Origin of the sequence: Microbacterium sp. (assembly GCF_031179285.1) — a bacterium.
Classification (GTDB): Bacteria; Actinomycetota; Actinomycetes; order Actinomycetales; family Microbacteriaceae; genus Microbacterium.
In genome coordinates, this window is the sequence record NZ_JAPSHY010000002.1 from 160,062 (window position 1) to 178,172 (window position 18,111).

Below are 18,111 nucleotides of genomic sequence, written 5' to 3' on the forward strand. Positions count from 1 at the left end.
TGCCGTGCACTCACGGCATCCGCTGTCGTGTGTCCGGCGGGTTCCGCTGTCGTGTGTCAGGCGGGTCGCCTGCCCGCCGGACGAGCGCCATCCCACCGGGCACCTGCACGATCCGGGAACGGATGCACGACCGAACCGAGCGTGAGGACCGGCATCCGTTCCGGTGTCGTGCATCTGTTCCGATGGCGCGTCCTGCGCGTGCGCGCCCAGGTGGTCGGAGCGGGTCTATGCTCGGTGGCATCGAATGCAGACGATGGAGTGATGCGCCATGGCCGATGCCACCAAGACCGTCGATGAACGTGACCTGCCACCGGTGGCGGTCGATGAGAAGCCCCGCTGGACGCCGCTGAAGATCGCGCTGTGGGTGGCCATCGGGCTGCTCGGCGGCGTCGCCTGGACGATGCTCGCGATCGTCCGCGGCGAGACCGTCAACGCGATCTGGTTCGTGTTCGCGGCCGTCTGCACCTACCTGGTCTTCTACCGCTTCTATTCGAAGTACATCGAGCGCAACCTCGTCAAGCCGAATGACCGCCGGGCGACGCCTGCGGAGTACAAGGCCGACGGCAAGGACTACGTGCCCACCGACCGTCGTGTGCTGTTCGGTCACCATTTCGCCGCGATCGCCGGTGCCGGTCCGCTGGTAGGTCCCGTGCTCGCGGCCCAGATGGGCTACCTGCCGGGCACGCTGTGGATCATCGTCGGCGTGGTGCTGGCAGGAGCCGTCCAGGACTACCTGGTGATGTTCTTCTCGATGCGTCGCGGCGGCAGGTCGCTCGGTCAGATGGCCCGCGATGAACTCGGGCGCTTCGGCGGCACGGCGGCGATCATCGCGACACTGCTCATCATGATCATCATCACCGCGATCCTCGCTCTGGTCGTGGTGAACGCCCTCGGCGAGAGCCCCTGGGGTGTCTTCTCGGTGGCGATGACCATCCCGATCGCGCTGTTCATGGGCGCCTATCTCCGCTGGATCCGCCCCGGCAAGATCACCGAGGTGTCGCTCATCGGCTTCGTGCTGCTGATGGCGGCGATCATCGGCGGTGGCATGGTGGCCGAGACCGACTGGGGTCAGGCGATCTTCACGCTCGACCGGACGACCATCGCCTGGGGCATCATCATCTACGGCTTCATCGCCGCGGTGCTGCCGGTGTGGATGCTGCTGGCACCGCGCGACTACCTCTCGACCTTCATGAAGATCGGCGTGATCGTGGCGTTGGCGGTCGCGATCCTCTTCGTCCGGCCCGAGATCACCGTCCCGGCGTTCAGCGAGTTCGCCGGGGGTGAGACCGGTCCGGTCTGGGCGGGGGCCCTGTTCCCGTTCTTGTTCGTGACGATCGCCTGCGGAGCGCTCAGCGGATTCCACGCCCTCATCGCCTCGGGCACCACTCCGAAGATGGTCGAGAAGGAGAAGCAGACGCGCTTCATCGGCTACGGCGGGATGCTGATGGAGTCGTTCGTGGCGATCATGGCGCTCGTCGCCGCGATCTCGATCGACCGCGGGCTGTACTTCGCGATGAACTCATCGCCCGCAGCGACATTGGGCACCGTCGAGGGAGCTGTCGCCTTCGTCAACAGTCTCGGCCTGACGGGTGTGAACCTCACCCCGGAGCTGCTCACCAGCACCGCTGGTGCGGTCGGCGAAGAGTCCATCGTCTCGCGGACGGGCGGTGCTCCCACCCTCGCCCTCGGGCTCGCGCACATCATGCAGCAGTGGATCGGCGGACCCGGCATGATGGCGTTCTGGTACCACTTCGCGATCATGTTCGAGGCGCTGTTCATCCTGACGGCTGTGGATGCCGGTACGCGCGTCGCGCGCTTCATGCTGCAGGATTCGGTCGGCAATGTGATCCCGCGCTTCAAGGACACCTCGTGGCGGGTGGGGGCGTGGATCTGCACGGCGGTGATGGTCGCCGGTTGGGGCGCCGTGCTGATCATGGGAGTCACCGACCCGCTCGGCGGCATCAACACGCTGTTCCCGCTGTTCGGCATCGCCAACCAGCTGCTGGCGGCGATCGCGCTCGCTGTGGTGCTCACCATCGTCGCTCGCCGTCGCACCTTCCGGGTGCTCTGGGTCGTGGCGCTGCCGCTGGCCTTCGTGACGGTGATCACCGTGACGGCATCCCTGCAGAAGATCTTCTCGCCGGTGCCGCAGGTGGGCTACTTCGCCAACCACGTCGCCTTCCGTGAGGCGCTTGCGGCGGGGGAGACCTCGTTCGGCACGGCCACGTCGGTGGCCGCGATGGAGGCCGTGGTGCGCAACACGATGATCCAGGGCACGCTGTCGGTGATCTTCCTCGTGCTGTCGGTCATCGTGATCGCCATCTCGGTCACGAAGGTCGTCCAGACCCTCCGCCGCCCCGGTGCGGTCGCGGATCAGGAGGACCCTGAGGTTCCGTCGCGACGGTACGCGCCGGCCGGACTCCTCGCCTCACCGGAGGAGCGCGCCGTGCAGAAGCAGTGGGACGCGCTTCCGGCATCCTCTGGCCCGCGTGGGGGTCACTGATGGCGGTCGTGGCTGCTGAGTCGGGCCCGCGCGGGCTCGTTCGGGCATGGCGCGCACTCGCGTGGTACGTCAACGGCGTCACCGGGCAGTCGAAGTACACCTGCTACCTCGAGCACGAGCGTTCACAGCATCCCGACCGCGAACCGCTCACGGAACGGGAGTTCTGGCGCCAGCACTACGCCGGGCAGGACGCCGACCCCGGCGCGCGCTGCTGCTGAGCGGGACCCGTCGGTCGGCTCGCGTGTGGGACAGCTGCACGATCGAGGAACACCTGCACGACGAAACGGTCGGTTTCGTCGTGCAGGTGCGCCCGCGTCGTGCAACTGTTCCCACCCGGCGGCGAGCGGGCATCGGCCGGCGCACGCTGAACGCGAATGTACCCCTCAGGCCACAGCCCCGAGTCGCACCAGCGCTGCAACGATCGCCGCCTGTACGGTCGGCCAGTCGTGAACGATCTGGGCATAGTCGAAGCGAAGCGACTCATAGCCCATAGCTGACGTCGCAGCGTCGCGTACGAGGTCCTTGTGCCGGTGCGCGGGCGAGGCATGGTTCTCTCTGCCGTCGACCTCGATGATGAGGCGACCACCGACGACGAAATCCACCCGGCCGACACCGGTGATGACCACCTGGCAGTCCAGTCGAATGCCGAGCACGTGCAGACGCAACCGGAGGAGCGACTCCAGACCGCTGTCGGCGTCCGATCGCGCGAGATCCACGAGCCAGCGGGCGTTCTCCGGTAGACGATCCCTGATCCGCTGACGCCCCGCGACGTTGAGAAGCCGCTGCTGCAGCGCGGATTCGAGGGACGCGAAGAACGCCTCGTCGCCGGCGCAGCGGAAGAGATGGACGAGGGCCTGCTCGACGTCGACGATTCCGAGACGGGTGGCCCCAGCGTAGAAATGCCCGACGCAACGGCATCCGAGATGCGGATGGGTGCGCCCGTTGCGCCCCATCCAGACGTGTGGTCGTGATGCATCCGCAAGCACCCACACGCCGTGCTGACGAAGCGCCGAGCTGCACGTCAGAGCGCCGCCGTGTGCTGCGGCCGCCACCACGTCCGGGCGCGTCTGCGGGGCGGCGAAGACGCCGGCACGAACGCGCAGAATTCGTCCCGAAGCCGCCGCAACAGCGAGTGCCTTACGCGATATCCCGTGTCGTTGCAGGTGGGTGCCCCGGGCGATCCCGCCCAGACGGTGAAGCGTCGTCGTCGGATCCAGCATCCGGTCATTCTGTTCCCATACGGCCACCAATCGCGTGTCAGTCCCCGGTGATGGTGCAGAAACGACGGCGTGCCTGGAATGTGCAGGAGAGACCGGTCGGAACGGCTGCACGACGCCGGAACGCCTGCACGACCGCAGAGGCGTTGCGGTCGTGCATCCGCGCTTCGGTCGTGCAGGTGAACTGGCCGTGGAGGCCGGGCGCGGGCGCCGGATGCCGCGAGGAACGCGTCCTCGCGGCATCCGTCGGGTGTCAACCCGGGTGGGTCATCGACAGCAGGTCGAGCTTCTCGTCGAGCTGCTCGAGCGTCAGCTCGCCGCGCTCCACATATCCGAGGTCGATCACGGCGTCTCGGACGGTGATGCCCTTGGCCACGGAGTGCTTGGCGATCTTGGCGGCGGCCTCGTAGCCGATGAGCTTGTTCAGCGGGGTCACGATCGAAGGGCTCATGCCCGCGAAGGCCGCAGCCCGCTCGACGTTCGCCTGCAGGCCGTCGATCGTCTTGTCCGCGAGCACGCGTGAGGCGTTCGCGAGCAGGCGGATGGACTCCAGCAGCGCCGTGCCCATCACGGGGATCGCGACGTTCAGCTCGAAGGAACCCGAAGCGCCCGCCCACGCCACGGTCGCATCGTTGCCGATCACGCGTGCGCACACCATGAGCACGGCCTCCGGAACGACCGGGTTGACCTTGCCGGGCATGATGGAGGACCCCGGCTGCAGGTCGGGGATGTGCAGCTCGCCGAGGCCGGTGTTCGGGCCCGAACCCATCCACCGCAGGTCGTTGTTGATCTTCGTCAGCGACACGGCGATCGTCCGGAGTGCACCCGACGTCTCGACGAGGCCGTCGCGGTTCGCCTGCGCCTCGAAGTGATCCTTCGCCTCCGTGATCGGCAGCTCGGTCTCGGCCGCGAGCAACGCGATCACCTTCTGCGGGAAGCCCAGCGGCGTGTTGATGCCCGTGCCGACCGCCGTTCCGCCCAGCGGAACCTCCGCGACGCGGGGGAGCGCGGACTGCACGCGCTCGATGCCGAGGCGCACCTGACGGGCGTAGCCGCCGAACTCCTGCCCGAGCGTCACCGGGGTCGCGTCCATCAAGTGGGTGCGACCGGACTTCACGGCGTCCTTCCACAGCTCGGCCTTGGCCTCGAGGGCGACGGCGAGGTGGTCGAGCGACGGGATCAGGGTGTCGATGAGCGCCTGCGTGACGGCGATGTGCACCGAGGTCGGGAAGACGTCGTTCGACGACTGCGACGCGTTCACGTGGTCGTTGGGGTGGACGGCCGAGCCGAGGATGCCGCTGGCGAGCGTCGCCAGCACCTCGTTCATGTTCATGTTCGACGACGTGCCGGATCCGGTCTGATAGGTGTCGACCGGGAACTCGCCGTCATGGGCGCCCGACGCGACCTGGTCGGCAGCCTGCGCGATGGCATCGGCGATGGCACCGTCGAGCGTGCCGAGCTCCTTGTTCGCCAGCGCCGCAGCCTTCTTGATGCGGGCGAGGGCGGCGATCTGCGCTGATTCCAGTCCCTTGCCCGAGATGGGGAAGTTCTCCACCGCACGCTGCGTCTGCGCTCCGTAGAGCGCGTTCAGGGGAACCCGCACCTCGCCCATCGTGTCGTGCTCGATGCGGTACTCGTTGTCGGTCACTGCTGTTCCTCCGGATGTGACGTTGTGGCCCTCAGGCCGGGATCTCGGCGCTCGCGTCGATCGCGAGCCCCACGGAGACGATGGGCACCGCGGTGCCCTCGCTGAGTCGGTAGTTGGCGCCGACGATGCCGAGGCGCCCGTCGGCGACGGCCTCGCTGATGAGCTCGGACGACTGCAGGATGCCGGCGACGGTGTTGCGCAGGTGCTCGCGCCCGACGAGCTCGGCGTCGATGTCGGCCACCGAGGCGCCGCCCGATTCGGCCAGAACGCGTCGTGCCGCCGGCACGATCGGGGCGATGAGCCGCCAGATGTGCGGAGGCAGCGGGGCGGCGTCGATGGCGGTGCCGTCGATGGCGGCCCTGACCGCACCGCACGCATCATGTGCGAGGACCACGATGAGCGGGACCTTCAGGATCTCGACGGCGTACTCGAGGCTGCCGATCACCGAGTCCGACACCACCTGCCCGGCATTGCGCACCACGAACAGGTCGCCGAGACCCTTGTCGAAGATGATCTCGGCAGACAGGCGCGAGTCGGAGCAGCCGAACAGCGTCGCCATCGGATTCTGCGCCGAGACGAGGTCGTTGCGTCGGGCCACGTCCTGATTCGGATGCTGCGGCGCATCGGCGACGAAGCGTCGATTGCCCTCGAGCATCTCCTGCCAGGCGGCGGCCGGGGTGAGCGTGCGAGTCATGAATCCTCCGAGAGAGCACGGATCTGCGGGACGAGGGATTCGGCCAGATCCGCGGTGGAGTCGGCGGATCGTGAGCCGTAGAGGAGGACGTAATCGCTTCCCGCCTGCGTGCCGATCGCGTAACGCACGTTGCCCTTGGCGGACTCGCCGATGCCGAAGACATCCCAGTCGAGCCCGCCGATCGACACGGTGTCGGTGGGAGCGATGCCGTTCAGGCGTTGCGGGGCCCAGGAGGCGTCGGCGTCGAACGCCTGCGCGACGCGGATGAAGCCGCGCTCGTCCTGCGCGGCGGGGGCGAGGGTGACGTCCCACACGACCGTCGCTCCGCTCTGCAGCTCGGCGGCGTTCACGCGCCAGAAGCTGCCGAGCTCGGGCACGATCGCCGGGCTCTCCATGGTCGATTCGACGTTCGCGGCGATGCCGGCGAGGTCGATCTTGCGAGCGGATGCCGGCTCACCGCGGGGCACCGCGAAGACCATCACGGCGACGACGGCCAGAGTGACGATGAGCGCTGCGACGAGGTTCCGCAAGGTCTGACTCGACCGGTACGCCTTGGTCGACGCCGCCTTGCGTGCGGCCGCTTCCTCCGGCGTCTCGGGGCGGCCGAGCTCGGCGACGATCGGTGACGGCTTGTTCACGATTCCGCCTCGTCGGAGACGTTGGCTCGCGCCGCGTCGAGGCGGCGTTTGGCACCGAGCAGCCACTCCTCGCAGCGGGCGGCGAGCGCCTCCCCCCGCTCCCACAGCGCCAATGAGTGCTCGAGTGTCGGGGATCCCTGCTCGAGCTCGGCGACGACGCGGACGAGCTCGTCGCGAGCGGCCTCGAACGACAGCGTCTCCACCGGGATGTCGTTCAGCGCGCTCACTGTTCCATCCTACGTCGTGCCGAACAGGCCCCAGGCTCGGCGATCCTCAGGTGGTCTCGGGGATCTCGCCCTCGGACCGAGCGGCCACCGATCCGCGGTCGACGGTGATCGTGAGGGTGCTGCCGGCGGGTGCATCCTTGGCATCACGGAGGATGACCCCGCCCTCGAGGTGGGCGATGGCGTAACCACGGGCCAGGGTCGCAGCGGGAGACAGCGCCCGCAGCGATGCTCGCAGCTCGCTTGTCGTGCGGGTCGCCGCGTCGAGCTGCCGCGTGACGGTCTCCCGTCCGCGGGACAGCAGGAGCCAGATCTCCTGCGAACGGGCGTCGATGATCGGCGCGGGCGAGCGCAGCACCGGGCGAGACCGCAGCTGGTCGAGCTGGGCGATTTCGTGGGAGACGCGCTGGGTCACCCTGGTCGTCGCGCGCGAGCGCAGCTGCGCGATCACGGCGCGCTGCTCGCCCACATCCGGCACGACGCGTTTGGCGGCGTCTGTCGGGGTGGATGCGCGAAGGTCGGAGACGTCGTCGAGCAGAGGATGGTCGTTCTCATGGCCGATGGCGCTGACGACCGGCGTGGCCAGGTTCGCCACCGCCCGCACCAGGCGCTCATCGCTGAATCCGAGCAGCGTCTGCGGGTCGCCGCCGCCTCGCGCGATGATGATCACATCGACTTCGGGGTCGGCGTCGAGCCGCTTCAGGGCCGCAAGAGTCTCCGGCACGCAGCGGTCGCCCTGCACGGCGGCGTACTCGGTTCGGAAGCGCACCTGCGGCCAGCGCAGCTCGGCGTTTCGATGAACGTCCTTCTCGGCATCCGACCGCTCGCCGGTGATCAGCCCGATCACGTGCGGAAGGAAGGGGAGCCGCTTTTTGCGTGCCGGGTCGAACAGCCCCTCCTGGCGCAACTGTGCTCTCAGCTTCTCGAGGCGCTCGAGCTGGTCGCCGAGCCCGACGTGTTTCATGGCCGACACGGCGAAGCTGAAGTCGCCGGTCTTGACGAAGTAGTCGGACTTCACGGCGACCACCACGTGATCGCCGACGGAGATGTCAGCCGGGATGCGCGGACGCACGCTCGACCAGATTCGGATCGAGATCTGGGCGTCGGACTGGGTGTCCTTCAGGCGGGCGAAGATGTTCCCGGAGCGAAGGTTCCACGACGTGATCTCGCCCTCCACCCATACCGTGTTCCACCGCGCGATGAAGTCGCGGATCGTCGCGTTCAGCCGTGCGACGGACGTCGGAGCGGCGGGCGTGGAGTCGCGGGGCGCCACCGCGTCGGCGGGGGGAGTCTCGCCGGGGGCTGCGGCGGCTTCGAAGACTGTCATCACGTCCTGTCGGTGGATCGTCGGGGGCGGCGTCCTGCGGGTTCTGACGAGGGTGGCGCTCCCGGCCTTCTCCCGGCGGGCGCCGGTAGAATCAAGGGGTGACCTCGACTGCTGTGCATCTCCCCGTCCCCCGCATCCCTCGCATGCGCGCGGCGAGCGGGCGGCTTCAGGATAACCCGGTCGCGGGCCACAAGCGGGTGCTGCTGGCTGCTCCGCGAGGTTACTGCGCAGGGGTCGACCGTGCGGTCGTGGCCGTCGAGAAGGCTCTCGAGCGGTACGGCGCCCCGGTGTACGTGCGAAAGCAGATCGTCCATAACATCCATGTCGTGACCGAGCTCGAGGACAAGGGCGCCGTCTTCGTCGAAGAGGTCGATGAGGTGCCGGAGGGTTCGCACGTCGTCTTCAGCGCGCACGGCGTCTCACCGGCAGTGGTCGGCGCAGCAGCCGATCGTGGCCTCCACGCCATCGACGCGACCTGCCCGCTGGTCACCAAGGTGCACCGCGAGGCCGTGCGGTTCGCCCGTGATGACTTCGAGATCCTGCTCATCGGGCACGAGGGGCACGAGGAGGTCGAGGGCACTGCCGGCGAGGCGCCGGAGCACGTCACGATCGTGAACTCGCCCGACGAGGCCGACACCGTTCAGGTGAAGGACCCCTCGAAGGTCGTGTGGCTGTCTCAGACGACGCTCTCGGTCGACGAGACCATGGAGACGGTCAACCGCCTGCGCCTGCGTTTCCCGGACCTGCAGAATCCGCCGTCCGACGACATCTGCTACGCCACGCAGAACCGTCAGGTCGCGATCAAGAAGGTGGCGGCTGAGGCGGAGCTGGTGATCGTCGTCGGCTCGGCGAACTCGTCGAACAGTGTGCGGCTGGTCGAGGTGGCGCTGGAGTACGGCGCGAAGGCGGCCTATCGGGTCGACTACGCCGAAGAGGTCAAGCAGGAATGGCTCGACGGTGTGTCGACCGTCGGGGTCACCAGCGGTGCATCGGTGCCGGAGGTGCTCGTGCGCGAGGTGCTCGACGCGCTGCAGGACGCCGGGTACAACGACGTCGAAGAGGTGCGCACGGCGGAGGAGGATCTCATGTTCTCGCTGCCCAAGGAGCTGCGCCAGGATGCTTCCGGTCAGCGCGACGGCCGTGCGCTCGGCGGTCGCACCTCTCGGTGACCGTTGCCTGAGCGGCGGATGCTGCCTCGGCGGTTAGCATGGCGGGATGACCGATCAGCGACCCCAGTACGGCGAACTCGCGACCCCCGAGGAGCAGCGTAGGGCGGCCGGGCTCCCGGCCCTCGACCACGTCGATGCGAAGGCGGACGGGGTCGCGGGGCCGCAGGCCGCCTCGGCGGCGCACCCCGCGGTCGGGGCGGCGAATCCCCGCCGTGAGGCATCGAGTATGGACCGGATCGCGACGTTCGCTCTGCTCGGCTTCGGGTTGATCAACGTGCTGTCGTCGATCGCGGGCCTGCTCGATCTGGCGTCGACGATGAACCGGACGATGGAGATCCTCGGCATCGAGGGGGAATTCACCGCGTTCGCTCTCGCGCGCACGTGGGGCACGATCGCGACGGTCGTCCTGCTTGCCGGGTATGCGGTGACGGTATGGCTGTCGCTTCGCCGGGTCAAGGCACGCCGGCACGCGTGGTGGGCGCCCCTCGCCGGCTTCGTCGTCACGACTCTCGCGGTGTCGATCTGCATCTCGGTGCCGATGTTCGCAGATCCCGCCTTCATGCAGAGCGTCAGCGCGCCGGTCGGCTGAAGCTTCCGGCCGCTCGCTGCCCCGAGCGCGCCATGACAGACGCCCCGGCCGAATCGGCCGGGGCGTCTGTCATGCGTGTGCCTGCAGGCTGATGGTCAGCCGCGGGCAGGGCGTCTCAGCTCTTGGACTGACCGTAGGAGCCGAGCTGACGGGTCGACTCCACGACCCGTGCCGCCATCGCCGACTCGGCGATCTTGCCCCAGGCGCGGGGGTCGTACTGCTTCTTGTTGCCGACCTCGCCGTCGACCTTGAGGACGCCGTCGTAGTTCTTGAACATGTAGTCGGCGATCGCGCGGGTGTACGCGTACTGCGTGTCGGTGTCGATGTTCATCTTGATCACGCCGTTGGCGACCGCCAGGGCGATCTCCTCGTCGGTGGACCCGGAGCCGCCGTGGAACACGAGGTCGAGCGGCTTCGCGCCGGTGTTGTACTTCGCGGCGACCTCGGCCTGGATCTCGCCGAGGAGTTCGGGACGCAGCTTCACCCCGCCCGGCTTGTACACGCCGTGGACGTTGCCGAAGGTGAGGGCGGCGATGTAGCGGCCCTGCTCACCGAGGCCCAGCGCCTGAACGGCCTGGTCGACATCGGAGAAAGTCGTGTAGAGCGCTTCGTTGGAGCCCTCGTGCGCGACGCCGTCCTCTTCGCCGCCGACGACGCCGATCTCGACCTCGAGGATGGCGTTGATCGCCTTCATGCGGGGGAGGAGCTCCTTGGCGATCTCGATGTTCTCGGTCAGCGGCACGGCCGAGCCATCCCACATGTGCGACTGGAAGATCGGGTTGCGCCCGGCCTTCACCTCTTCTTCGGAAGCGCTGATCAGCGGCTCGACGAATCCGGCGAGGGCGTCCTTCGGGCAGTGGTCGGTGTGAAGGGCGACGGTGACGGGGTAGTTCTTGGCGACCTCGGTGGCGTAACGCGCGAAGGCGAGTGCGCCGGTGGCGCGGGCCTTGACGGTGTGACCGGCGAAGTAGTCGGCTCCACCGGTGGTGACCTGGATGATGCCGTCGGAGCCGGCCTCGGTCAGGCCCTGGAGGACCGAGTTGATCGTCTGCGAGCTCGAGACGTTGAAGGCGGGATACGCGAAGCCGCCGGCCTTCGCGCGGTCGAGCATTTCGGCGTACTGATCCGGGGTGGCGACGGGCATGAGAACTCCTGCGATAGGGGAAGCCGGGACAGTTGTCACTCTATCGGGGCGTGAAGTGGGCGACTGTCGGGATGTCGGGCTCCGGCCGGCGCTCCTGCGCTCATGTTAAGAATCGTCATTCCTTCGCGCTCGGTCGTCCGTAAAGCGCTCGAATCGGGACGTCCGGTCGTTAGGCTGACCGCATGGTGAGTCTGACGGCCGATCTGAGCCCCCTGCATCCCGACCGCAACCTGGCGCTCGAGTTGGTGAGGGCGACGGAAGCGGCGGCGATCCGGGCCGTGCCGTTCATCGGCCGCGGTGACAAGGAGGCGGCGGACGGCGCTGCGGTCGATGCGATGCGCGCATTCCTCGGCACGGTCGACTTTCAGGGACTCGTCGTGATCGGCGAGGGCGAGAAGGACAACGCCCCGATGCTCTTCAACGGGGAAGTCGTGGGCACCGGCCGCGGTCCGGAGTGCGACATCGCGGTCGATCCGATCGACGGTACGAGCCTCACGGCGGCAGGTCGGCAGAACGCGCTGTCCGTGCTCGCCGTGTCGGATCGCGGCACGATGCTCGACGCCTCCAGCGTGTTCTACATGGACAAACTCGTCACGGGACCCGCCGGCGTCGGGGTCGTCGACATCCGGCTGCCGATCGGGGAGAACATCCGCCGGCTCGCCGAGGCACTGGGCAAGCCGGTCGAGGAGATCGTGGTGTCAGTGCTGAACCGCCCGCGACACGAGCGGCTGATCCAGGAGATCCGTGAAGCAGGCGCCGGCACCCGCCTGATGAGCGACGGTGACGTCGCCGGAGGAATCAACGCCGCTCGTCACGGTGCTCGCACCGACATGTGCGTCGGCATCGGCGGGAGCCCGGAGGGCATCGTCACGGCGTGCGCCATCAAGGCTCTGGGCGGTCACATCCAGGGGCGGCTGTGGCCGCGTGACGATGACGAGCGTCAGCGCGGAATCGACGCAGGGCTCGACATGGACAAGGTCTACGAGGCGGACGACCTCGTGCAGGGCAAGAACACGATCTTCGTCGCAACCGGTGTCACCGACGGCCAGCTCGTCGACGGAGTCCGCCGGGAAGGCGGCTTCGTCTACACCGAGAGCGTCGTGCTGCGAGGCGCGTCTGGCACGCTTCGTCGCATCGCCTCCGAGCATCTCGTGTCGAAGTGGCTCTGAGGGATCGTTATCCACCCGGAACCGCCTGATCGTCGGCGCGTCCGTCGATATCCGTGCCCTCGTGTCACAATTGAAACTGGGTTTGTCGCCGTCGACGGGGCCATCGAGCACCGCAGGCAGAGGAGGGCGAACGGATGACGACGCAGCAGCAGCGAGGCGGAAAAGCCGCTCCGGTGACGCACGTGACCACCAACACCGGTCGGATCCTCCGGATCAACCCCGCGGATGCCGCGGGAGCTGCCGCGCAGGCCGCAGCCAAGTCCGCTCATCCCGCAGCGATCGATCCCGCTCGCCGGTCGGACGTCCTGTTCCGCGTGCGCCGGGACGAGGGGCACGAGCTCAGCCCCTGGTGGATGATCGGCGCCTTCCTCGTGACCAGCGGTCTGGTGATCGCCCTTCTCAGCGGGGTCCCCGGCATCGCCTGATTCACTCCGATGGCGGATGCTGATCGCGCTCGCGAAGGGCTGCGACGGCGGCAGCCGCCTCATCCTGCACGCGCGCTCGGACGTCACCGACATCCGCCTGCAGCGCCCCGGCCTCAGCGGACGTGACCCCATGGCGGGTCGCTCCGGGATCCGGGGTGTCGACGAGCTCGGCGGCCGTGAACCGTCGCGTGGCGCCGCCGATCGGCTGCGGTGCGGCCTCCAACGAGGATGCGTCGATCCCGGGGAACTGCCGTGCGGTGACGAGCACTCGGCTCTCGAGTGAGCCGGCGAAGCGGTTGTAGCTGTCGACCGTTCGCTCCAGAGCGCGGCGTAGGTCATCGGCGTGACCGGCGAGCGTGCCGAGCCTGTCGTACAGCTGCGTGCCGAGGTTGAGCAGCGCACGGGCTTCGGCGGACACCTCCTGCTGCGTCCACGCGTAGGCGACGGTCTTCAGCACCGCCCAGAGATTCACCGGCGACGCGAGCGCCACACGACGGCTGAACGCGTAGTCCAGAAGCGTCGGATCCTCATCGATCGCCGCGGCGAGCAGCGATTCGCTGGGAAGGAAGCAGATCACGAACTCGGGGCTCGCGTCGAGCCCGCTCCAGTAGGCCTTCTTCGCGAGCGCATCGATGTGGGCGCGCACCGCCTTGACGTGCTTCTGCATGTGCGCACGGCGCTGAGCCTCATGCGCGTCACCACCCGGGAGTGCGGACGCCTCGAGATAAGCGTCGAGTGGCACCTTCGCGTCGACGGCGATCGACGTGCCACCCGCGAGACGGATCACCATGTCGGGGCGCCCCTGACCCCGATCGGAGGAGATCGTGGACTGCAGGTCGAAGTCGATGTGCCGGGTGAGCCCCGCCGCTTCGACCACTCGGCGCAGCTGAGTCTCGCCCCACACCCCGCGCGTCGCTGTCGAGCGCAGCGCTCCGGCAAGCGATTCCGTCGTCGCCCGCAGCGCCTCGTCGGACTCCTGGGCGCGACGCAGCTGCTCGGCCAGCGAGCCGAACTGAGCGTGCCGCTCCTGCTCGAGCGCGGTGACTTTCGACTGCATCTGCTGAAGGGACTCTCGCACGGGTGCGAGGGCGGTGAGAACGGCGTTCTGCTGCTGCACCCGCTGCGCTTCGGCACGCTGTTCGGCTCGCGCGTGCTCGACAGCGTCACGGTAGAGGTCGTATTGGCGGTCGCGGTCGTCTCTCGCCGCCGCCAGCTCTGCCTTCGTGCGGACGAGATCGGCCGCGCCGCGGGACGCGCGGGCGAACCAGCCCAGTGCGGCACCCACGGCGAGAGCGGCGACGAGGAGGACGACGATCAGCGAAGCATCCATTGCTTCAGTGTGCTCCGCGCCACCGACACCGGCCCGGCCCCACGCCGACTCAGGCGACGGCGACGGAGACGGGACTGACCGCGGCGACGGCGACGGCGGTATCCGCGGGGGTGGAAACGCGGGGAACCGGCGCGTTCGTCACCCGCAGCCCGAGCAGCTGTGCGAGCGCATCCACGTCCGCAGCCCCCCACCGTCGCGCGGCGTCGATGACGATCTCTGCGCACGCACGTGCATCAGCCAGCGCGTCATGGTGTGAGAACTCCGCGAACCCGGCGGCGGAGGCCGCCATGGGCAGGCGATACGAGTCGAGGTCGTAGGTCTTCCGGGCGACCTGCAGGCTGCACAGCGAACGATACGGAGGGCAGAGGTCGCCGGTGACCTCGCTGGCGCGGCGCAGCACGTTCAGGTCGAAGCCCGCGTTGTGAGCGACGAGAACGTCGGCGCCCGCGAACGCGCAGAGTCGGCCGAACTGCTCCGACCAGCTGGCAGCCGTCCTCACATCCTCCGAGCGGATCCCGTGGATGCGCACGTTCCATTCCTGGAAGTCGTCATGCCCTGCGGGCGGCCGGATGAGCCAGCCGGCGGTGGCCACGACCTCACCTCCGCGCACGCGGACGAGACCGACGGAGCAGGCCGAGGCGGGGCTGGAGTTCGCCGTCTCGAAGTCGATAGCGGTGAAGTCCAGTGGCACGTCATCCACTCTCGTCGTCGACCTCGGCGCGGAGGCGCAGACTCGCCGTAGGCTGACGACATGGCAGGCGAGCACGCGACATCGTTCGGCGCAGAGGCGGGCAACTATCAAGCAGGCCGCCCCGACTATCCGTTCGAGGCGGTGGCATGGATGCTGGAGAGCCTGCCTGCCGGCGCCCGGCGGATCGCCGATGTCGGAGCGGGAACCGGCAAGCTCACCCGGACCCTGCTCGCGGCCCCCGACGCGGAGATCGTCGCAGTCGACCCCGACCCCGCCATGCTCGCCGCTCTGCGCGAAGAGTCGCCGGGCGTGCCCACGTTCGTCGGGACCGCTGAGCGCCTTCCCCTGCCCGACGCCAGCGTCGACGCCGTCGTACTCGGGCAGACCTGGCACTGGGTGGAGCCCGTGGTGGCATCGGCCGAGATCGGAAGGGTCGTGCGACCCGGGGGAGTACTCGGCCTCATCTGGAACATCCGCGACGAGCAGGTGGACTGGGTCCGACGCCTGACCGATGTCATGCACGGCAGTGCGGCCGAGGAGATGCTCGCAGGCGTTGGGCCGACCGTCGAGGCGCCGTTCGACGCTCTCGAGTCGCACTCCTGGGAGTGGACCCGCCCCATGACCCGTTCGCTGCTGCACAGCATGGCGGCGTCGCGCAGCTACATCATCACCGCATCCGATGAGGAGAAGCTCCGGGTGCGCCGCGGCATGGACGCGCTGTTCGACGAGCTCGGGCTCGCTGATGGCGGCACCATCGAGTTGCCCTACGTGACGCGTGCGTATCGCGCGGTGCGCACGTGACACCGCAAGTGTTGAGGTGAGCGCAGTCTCCGGCTCAGGAGAAATCCCGCGAACAGGACGATACGCCGAGTTCCCTCCTGATTTCGCGCACTTCTCCTGAACAGGGACCGCCACCCCACCGGCGTCGCGGAACCTGCGCAGGTCGGCCACCCCGGTGTCCGGTGGGTGGCGCACGGGTAGACTCGTACCCCGTGGCTCTCACTATCGGCATCGTCGGCCTGCCCAACGTCGGCAAGTCCACCCTTTTCAACGCACTGACGAAGAACGACGTGCTCGCGGCGAACTACCCGTTCGCGACGATCGAGCCGAACGTCGGTGTGGTGAACCTGCCCGATCCGCGCCTCGACACGCTCGCGGAGATCTTCCACAGCGAGCGGATCCTCCCCGCGGCCGTGTCGTTCGTCGACATCGCCGGTATCGTCCGCGGCGCCAGCGAGGGTGAAGGGCTCGGCAACCAGTTCCTCGCGAACATCCGAGAGGCGGATGCCATCGCCCAGGTCGTGCGCGGCTTCGCCGACGATGATGTCGTGCACGTCGAAGGCGCGATCAACCCGAAGGGCGACCTCGAGACCATCAACGCCGAGCTGATGCTCGCCGACCTGCAGACCATCGAGAAGGCGATCTCGCGGTACGAGAAGGAAGCGCGCGGCCGGAAGATCGAGCCCGTGGTGCTGGAGACGGCGAACGCCGCGAAGGACGCGCTCGAGCGCGGGGTGCTGCTGTCGGTGTCTGGCATCGACCTCGCGCCGATCCGGGAGCTGGGTCTGCTCACGGCGAAGCCGGTCATCTTCGTCTTCAACGTCGACGAGGCGGTGCTGACCGATGCTGCCCGCAAGGCTGAACTCGCAGAACTGGTGGCACCGGCGAAAGCCATCTTCCTCGACGCGAAGATCGAGTCGGAACTCATCGACCTCGACCCCGAGGATGCAGCAGAGCTGCTCGCCTCGACGGGGCAGGACGAGTCCGGTCTCGACCAGCTCGCCCGAATCGGATTCGACACTCTGGGTCTGCAGACGTACCTCACGGCCGGGCCCAAAGAGGCTCGGGCGTGGACGATCGGCAAGGGCTGGAAGGCTCCGCAGGCCGCCGGCGTCATCCACACCGATTTCGAGAAGGGCTTCATCAAGGCCGAGGTCATCTCGTTCGATGATCTCGTCGAGACCGGCTCCGTGGTCGAGGCCCGCGCCAAGGGCAAGGCCCGGCTCGAAGGCAAGGACTACGTCATGCAGGACGGCGACGTCGTCGAGTTCCGCTTCAACAACTGACCCGCCGTACGACCCCGCGAGTGCGCGTTCAGCGCTGCCCGGCGGGCTGCCTCACGGCGGCGTTGATCCGGTTCCAGACGTTGATCACGCCGATCTCGAACAGCAGCGCGGCGATCTGGCGTCGGTCGAACACCGCGATCATCCGTGACCACAGCTCGTCCGAGATCGGATCCGGGCGATCCGCGAGCCGGGTGATCTCCTCTGTGAACTCCAGGGCGACCCGTTCCTTCTCGGTGAAGTACGGGGCATCGCGCCACGCGGCGACTGCCTGGATGCGCTCGGGGCTCGCTCCGTCTTCGGTCATCTCCCGGGCGTGATCCACCACGCACCAGCTGCAGCCGTTGATCTGGCTCGCCCGCAGGCACAGCATGTGCAGCAGCGCCTCAGAGACGCCGGCCGAACGGGCAATACCGCTCAGTCCGTTGAGTGCATCCAGGCCGCCCTGCAGGAGGAATGCCGGATGCGGCATCCGTGCTTTGAGAGTCACGATGTCATCACCGTCAACGGAAGAGGCAGGTGCGGATTGGGTTGCATCGGTCATGGTGATCTCCTGAGAGTCGGGGGGCGGCTGTTCCACCGCGTTCTGGTCGGTCAATAGGGTGACGACCCGACGAGGAGAAATGTGACACACGAAGAGCACGAACGCGCCAGCGACGCCGGTGTCGTTCGCGCCGCGAACGGGATGTGCGCCATGCGCAAGCGTCACATCTCACCCGCGAGGGCGAGGTCTGCGATACCTGCGGGGGAGGTCGACGTGCGCTGACCAGGTGAGCCTGGATGCATGGTCACACATACACGCACTCGCATGAACCCGCCCGCGGCCCGCTTCGTTCGCTCCCGCCGACTGGCGGGCGGGATCGGGGCCCTCGCCCTGATTGGCTTGGCCGTGGCACACACGGCCACCAACGCGGGCGGCTTCGCAACGGACGACGACGCTTCCTGGCCGTTGTTCCTGGCCTTCGGCGTCGGGCTCAGCCTCGCCATCGTGGCGATCGCCGTCGTGGCCTGGCGCTACTCGCGCCGTGGAGTCGGACGCTTCGGGCGCGTGGTCACCGTCGTCGCCGGCGTACTCTGCTGCGCGATGGCCGCAAACGTCTTCCGCCTGCATCCGGAGATCATCCTGTCGCCTGCCGGACCCGGACCCTGGACGCTCATCGGAGGTCCGGCACTGCTGACGGCGGCGCTCCTGCCGCTGCGGAGGAGGGGATCTGCCGCACGGTCCGCCGATCGCACGATCTGATCGCTCCGTGTCCCGTACCGGGACGACGAACTGATCG

Annotated in this window: 19 protein-coding genes; 9 read left to right on the forward strand and 10 right to left on the reverse strand. The window is 68.2% G+C overall.

Going from position 1 to position 18,111, the window contains the following annotated elements:
* The first annotated feature begins 268 nt into the window (after positions 1-268).
* Complete coding sequence (locus tag RIN18_RS01965) at positions 269-2,503, forward strand: carbon starvation CstA family protein (protein ID WP_309102254.1); 2,235 nt, start codon at positions 269-271, stop codon at positions 2,501-2,503.
* Between the two features lie 8 nt (positions 2,504-2,511).
* Positions 2,512-2,721, forward strand: coding sequence for a YbdD/YjiX family protein (locus RIN18_RS01970; protein WP_309102255.1), 210 nt, complete (start codon positions 2,512-2,514; stop codon positions 2,719-2,721).
* Between the two features lie 165 nt (positions 2,722-2,886).
* On the opposite strand, the gene RIN18_RS01975 is transcribed toward RIN18_RS01970, so the two are convergent.
* The 6 genes from RIN18_RS01975 to xseA form a co-directional block, all read right to left on the reverse strand.
* Positions 2,887-3,723, reverse strand: coding sequence for a DUF559 domain-containing protein (locus RIN18_RS01975; protein WP_309102256.1), 837 nt, complete (start codon positions 3,721-3,723; stop codon positions 2,887-2,889).
* Between the two features lie 250 nt (positions 3,724-3,973).
* A complete protein-coding gene (locus RIN18_RS01980; RefSeq protein WP_309102257.1) occupies positions 3,974-5,368 on the reverse strand; it encodes a class II fumarate hydratase in 1,395 nt (464 codons plus the stop codon).
* A 31-nt stretch (positions 5,369-5,399) separates the two neighbouring features.
* Complete coding sequence (locus RIN18_RS01985; RefSeq protein ID WP_309102258.1) at positions 5,400-6,062, reverse strand: carbonic anhydrase; 663 nt, start codon at positions 6,060-6,062, stop codon at positions 5,400-5,402.
* Entirely contained in the window at positions 6,059-6,700 is a 642-nt protein-coding gene (locus RIN18_RS01990; protein ID WP_309102259.1) for a DUF4245 family protein, read from the reverse strand. The genes RIN18_RS01985 and RIN18_RS01990 overlap by 4 nt, the downstream gene beginning before the upstream one ends.
* Positions 6,697-6,927 carry an exodeoxyribonuclease VII small subunit gene (locus RIN18_RS01995; RefSeq protein WP_309102260.1) on the reverse strand — a complete coding sequence of 77 codons (231 nt, stop codon included), beginning with the start codon at positions 6,925-6,927 and terminating at the stop codon, positions 6,697-6,699. The genes RIN18_RS01990 and RIN18_RS01995 overlap by 4 nt, the downstream gene beginning before the upstream one ends.
* 46 nt (positions 6,928-6,973) lie before the next feature.
* Entirely contained in the window at positions 6,974-8,251 is a 1,278-nt protein-coding gene (xseA, locus tag RIN18_RS02000) for an exodeoxyribonuclease VII large subunit (protein WP_309102261.1), read from the reverse strand.
* A gap of 143 nt (positions 8,252-8,394) precedes the next feature.
* Here xseA and RIN18_RS02005 point away from each other — a divergent pair, with 143 nt between their 5' ends.
* Both RIN18_RS02005 and RIN18_RS02010 read left to right on the forward strand, forming a co-directional pair.
* Positions 8,395-9,420, forward strand: coding sequence for a 4-hydroxy-3-methylbut-2-enyl diphosphate reductase (locus RIN18_RS02005; RefSeq protein ID WP_375163482.1), 1,026 nt, complete (start codon positions 8,395-8,397; stop codon positions 9,418-9,420).
* 46 nt (positions 9,421-9,466) lie between these two features.
* A complete protein-coding gene (locus tag RIN18_RS02010) occupies positions 9,467-10,009 on the forward strand; it encodes a DUF6264 family protein (protein WP_309102263.1) in 543 nt (180 codons plus the stop codon).
* Positions 10,010-10,124: 115 nt separating this feature from the next.
* On the opposite strand, the gene fbaA is transcribed toward RIN18_RS02010, so the two are convergent.
* Positions 10,125-11,153, reverse strand: a complete 1,029-nt coding sequence (gene fbaA, locus RIN18_RS02015) for a class II fructose-bisphosphate aldolase (RefSeq protein ID WP_309102264.1) — start codon at positions 11,151-11,153, stop codon at positions 10,125-10,127.
* Between the two features lie 182 nt (positions 11,154-11,335).
* Between fbaA and glpX the strand changes: the two genes are divergently transcribed.
* Complete coding sequence (glpX, locus tag RIN18_RS02020) at positions 11,336-12,322, forward strand: class II fructose-bisphosphatase (protein ID WP_309102265.1); 987 nt, start codon at positions 11,336-11,338, stop codon at positions 12,320-12,322.
* A 134-nt stretch (positions 12,323-12,456) separates the two neighbouring features.
* The gene (locus RIN18_RS02025; protein ID WP_309102266.1) at positions 12,457-12,747 is read left to right on the forward strand and encodes a hypothetical protein; all 291 of its coding nucleotides are present in this window, start codon (positions 12,457-12,459) and stop codon (positions 12,745-12,747) included.
* 1 nt (position 12,748) lies between these two features.
* Here RIN18_RS02025 and RIN18_RS02030 read toward each other — a convergent pair whose 3' ends face one another.
* A complete protein-coding gene (locus RIN18_RS02030; RefSeq protein WP_309102267.1) occupies positions 12,749-14,077 on the reverse strand; it encodes a DNA recombination protein RmuC in 1,329 nt (442 codons plus the stop codon).
* 49 nt (positions 14,078-14,126) lie between these two features.
* A complete protein-coding gene (locus RIN18_RS02035; protein WP_309102268.1) occupies positions 14,127-14,768 on the reverse strand; it encodes a 3'-5' exonuclease in 642 nt (213 codons plus the stop codon).
* 60 nt (positions 14,769-14,828) lie between these two features.
* On the opposite strand from RIN18_RS02035, the gene RIN18_RS02040 reads away from it, so the two are divergent.
* Together RIN18_RS02040 and ychF are read left to right on the forward strand one after the other, a co-directional pair.
* Positions 14,829-15,569, forward strand: a complete 741-nt coding sequence (locus RIN18_RS02040; RefSeq protein ID WP_309102269.1) for a class I SAM-dependent methyltransferase — start codon at positions 14,829-14,831, stop codon at positions 15,567-15,569.
* 191 nt (positions 15,570-15,760) lie between these two features.
* Positions 15,761-16,834: a redox-regulated ATPase YchF gene (ychF, locus tag RIN18_RS02045; protein WP_309102270.1), complete on the forward strand. Its 1,074-nt coding sequence runs from the start codon at positions 15,761-15,763 to the stop codon at positions 16,832-16,834.
* Positions 16,835-16,862: 28 nt separating this feature from the next.
* Here the strand turns inward: ychF and RIN18_RS02050 are convergent, their stop codons facing one another.
* Positions 16,863-17,375, reverse strand: coding sequence for a carboxymuconolactone decarboxylase family protein (locus tag RIN18_RS02050; RefSeq protein ID WP_309102271.1), 513 nt, complete (start codon positions 17,373-17,375; stop codon positions 16,863-16,865).
* Positions 17,376-17,615: 240 nt separating this feature from the next.
* Between RIN18_RS02050 and RIN18_RS02055 the strand changes: the two genes are divergently transcribed.
* A complete protein-coding gene (locus tag RIN18_RS02055; protein WP_309102272.1) occupies positions 17,616-18,074 on the forward strand; it encodes a hypothetical protein in 459 nt (152 codons plus the stop codon).
* The last annotated feature ends 37 nt before the right edge of the window (positions 18,075-18,111 follow it).

What these genes read in the sequence shown, in the direction of transcription:
- RIN18_RS01965 (WP_309102254.1), top strand. Translation starts at nt 269, where the DNA reads ATGGCCGATGCCACCAAGACCGTCGATGAACGTGACCTGCCACCGGTG.
- RIN18_RS01975 (WP_309102256.1), bottom strand. Translation starts at nt 3,723, where the DNA reads ATGCTGGATCCGACGACGACGCTTCACCGTCTGGGCGGGATCGCCCGG.
- RIN18_RS01985 (WP_309102258.1), bottom strand. Translation starts at nt 6,062, where the DNA reads ATGACTCGCACGCTCACCCCGGCCGCCGCCTGGCAGGAGATGCTCGAG.
- xseA (WP_309102261.1), bottom strand. Translation starts at nt 8,251, where the DNA reads ATGACAGTCTTCGAAGCCGCCGCAGCCCCCGGCGAGACTCCCCCCGCC.
- RIN18_RS02005 (WP_375163482.1), top strand. Translation starts at nt 8,395, where the DNA reads ATGCGCGCGGCGAGCGGGCGGCTTCAGGATAACCCGGTCGCGGGCCAC.
- RIN18_RS02010 (WP_309102263.1), top strand. Translation starts at nt 9,467, where the DNA reads ATGACCGATCAGCGACCCCAGTACGGCGAACTCGCGACCCCCGAGGAG.
- fbaA (WP_309102264.1), bottom strand. Translation starts at nt 11,153, where the DNA reads ATGCCCGTCGCCACCCCGGATCAGTACGCCGAAATGCTCGACCGCGCG.
- glpX (WP_309102265.1), top strand. Translation starts at nt 11,336, where the DNA reads ATGGTGAGTCTGACGGCCGATCTGAGCCCCCTGCATCCCGACCGCAAC.
- RIN18_RS02025 (WP_309102266.1), top strand. Translation starts at nt 12,457, where the DNA reads ATGACGACGCAGCAGCAGCGAGGCGGAAAAGCCGCTCCGGTGACGCAC.
- RIN18_RS02030 (WP_309102267.1), bottom strand. Translation starts at nt 14,077, where the DNA reads ATGGATGCTTCGCTGATCGTCGTCCTCCTCGTCGCCGCTCTCGCCGTG.
- RIN18_RS02040 (WP_309102269.1), top strand. Translation starts at nt 14,829, where the DNA reads ATGGCAGGCGAGCACGCGACATCGTTCGGCGCAGAGGCGGGCAACTAT.
- RIN18_RS02050 (WP_309102271.1), bottom strand. Translation starts at nt 17,375, where the DNA reads ATGACCGATGCAACCCAATCCGCACCTGCCTCTTCCGTTGACGGTGAT.
- RIN18_RS02055 (WP_309102272.1), top strand. Translation starts at nt 17,616, where the DNA reads ATGGTCACACATACACGCACTCGCATGAACCCGCCCGCGGCCCGCTTC.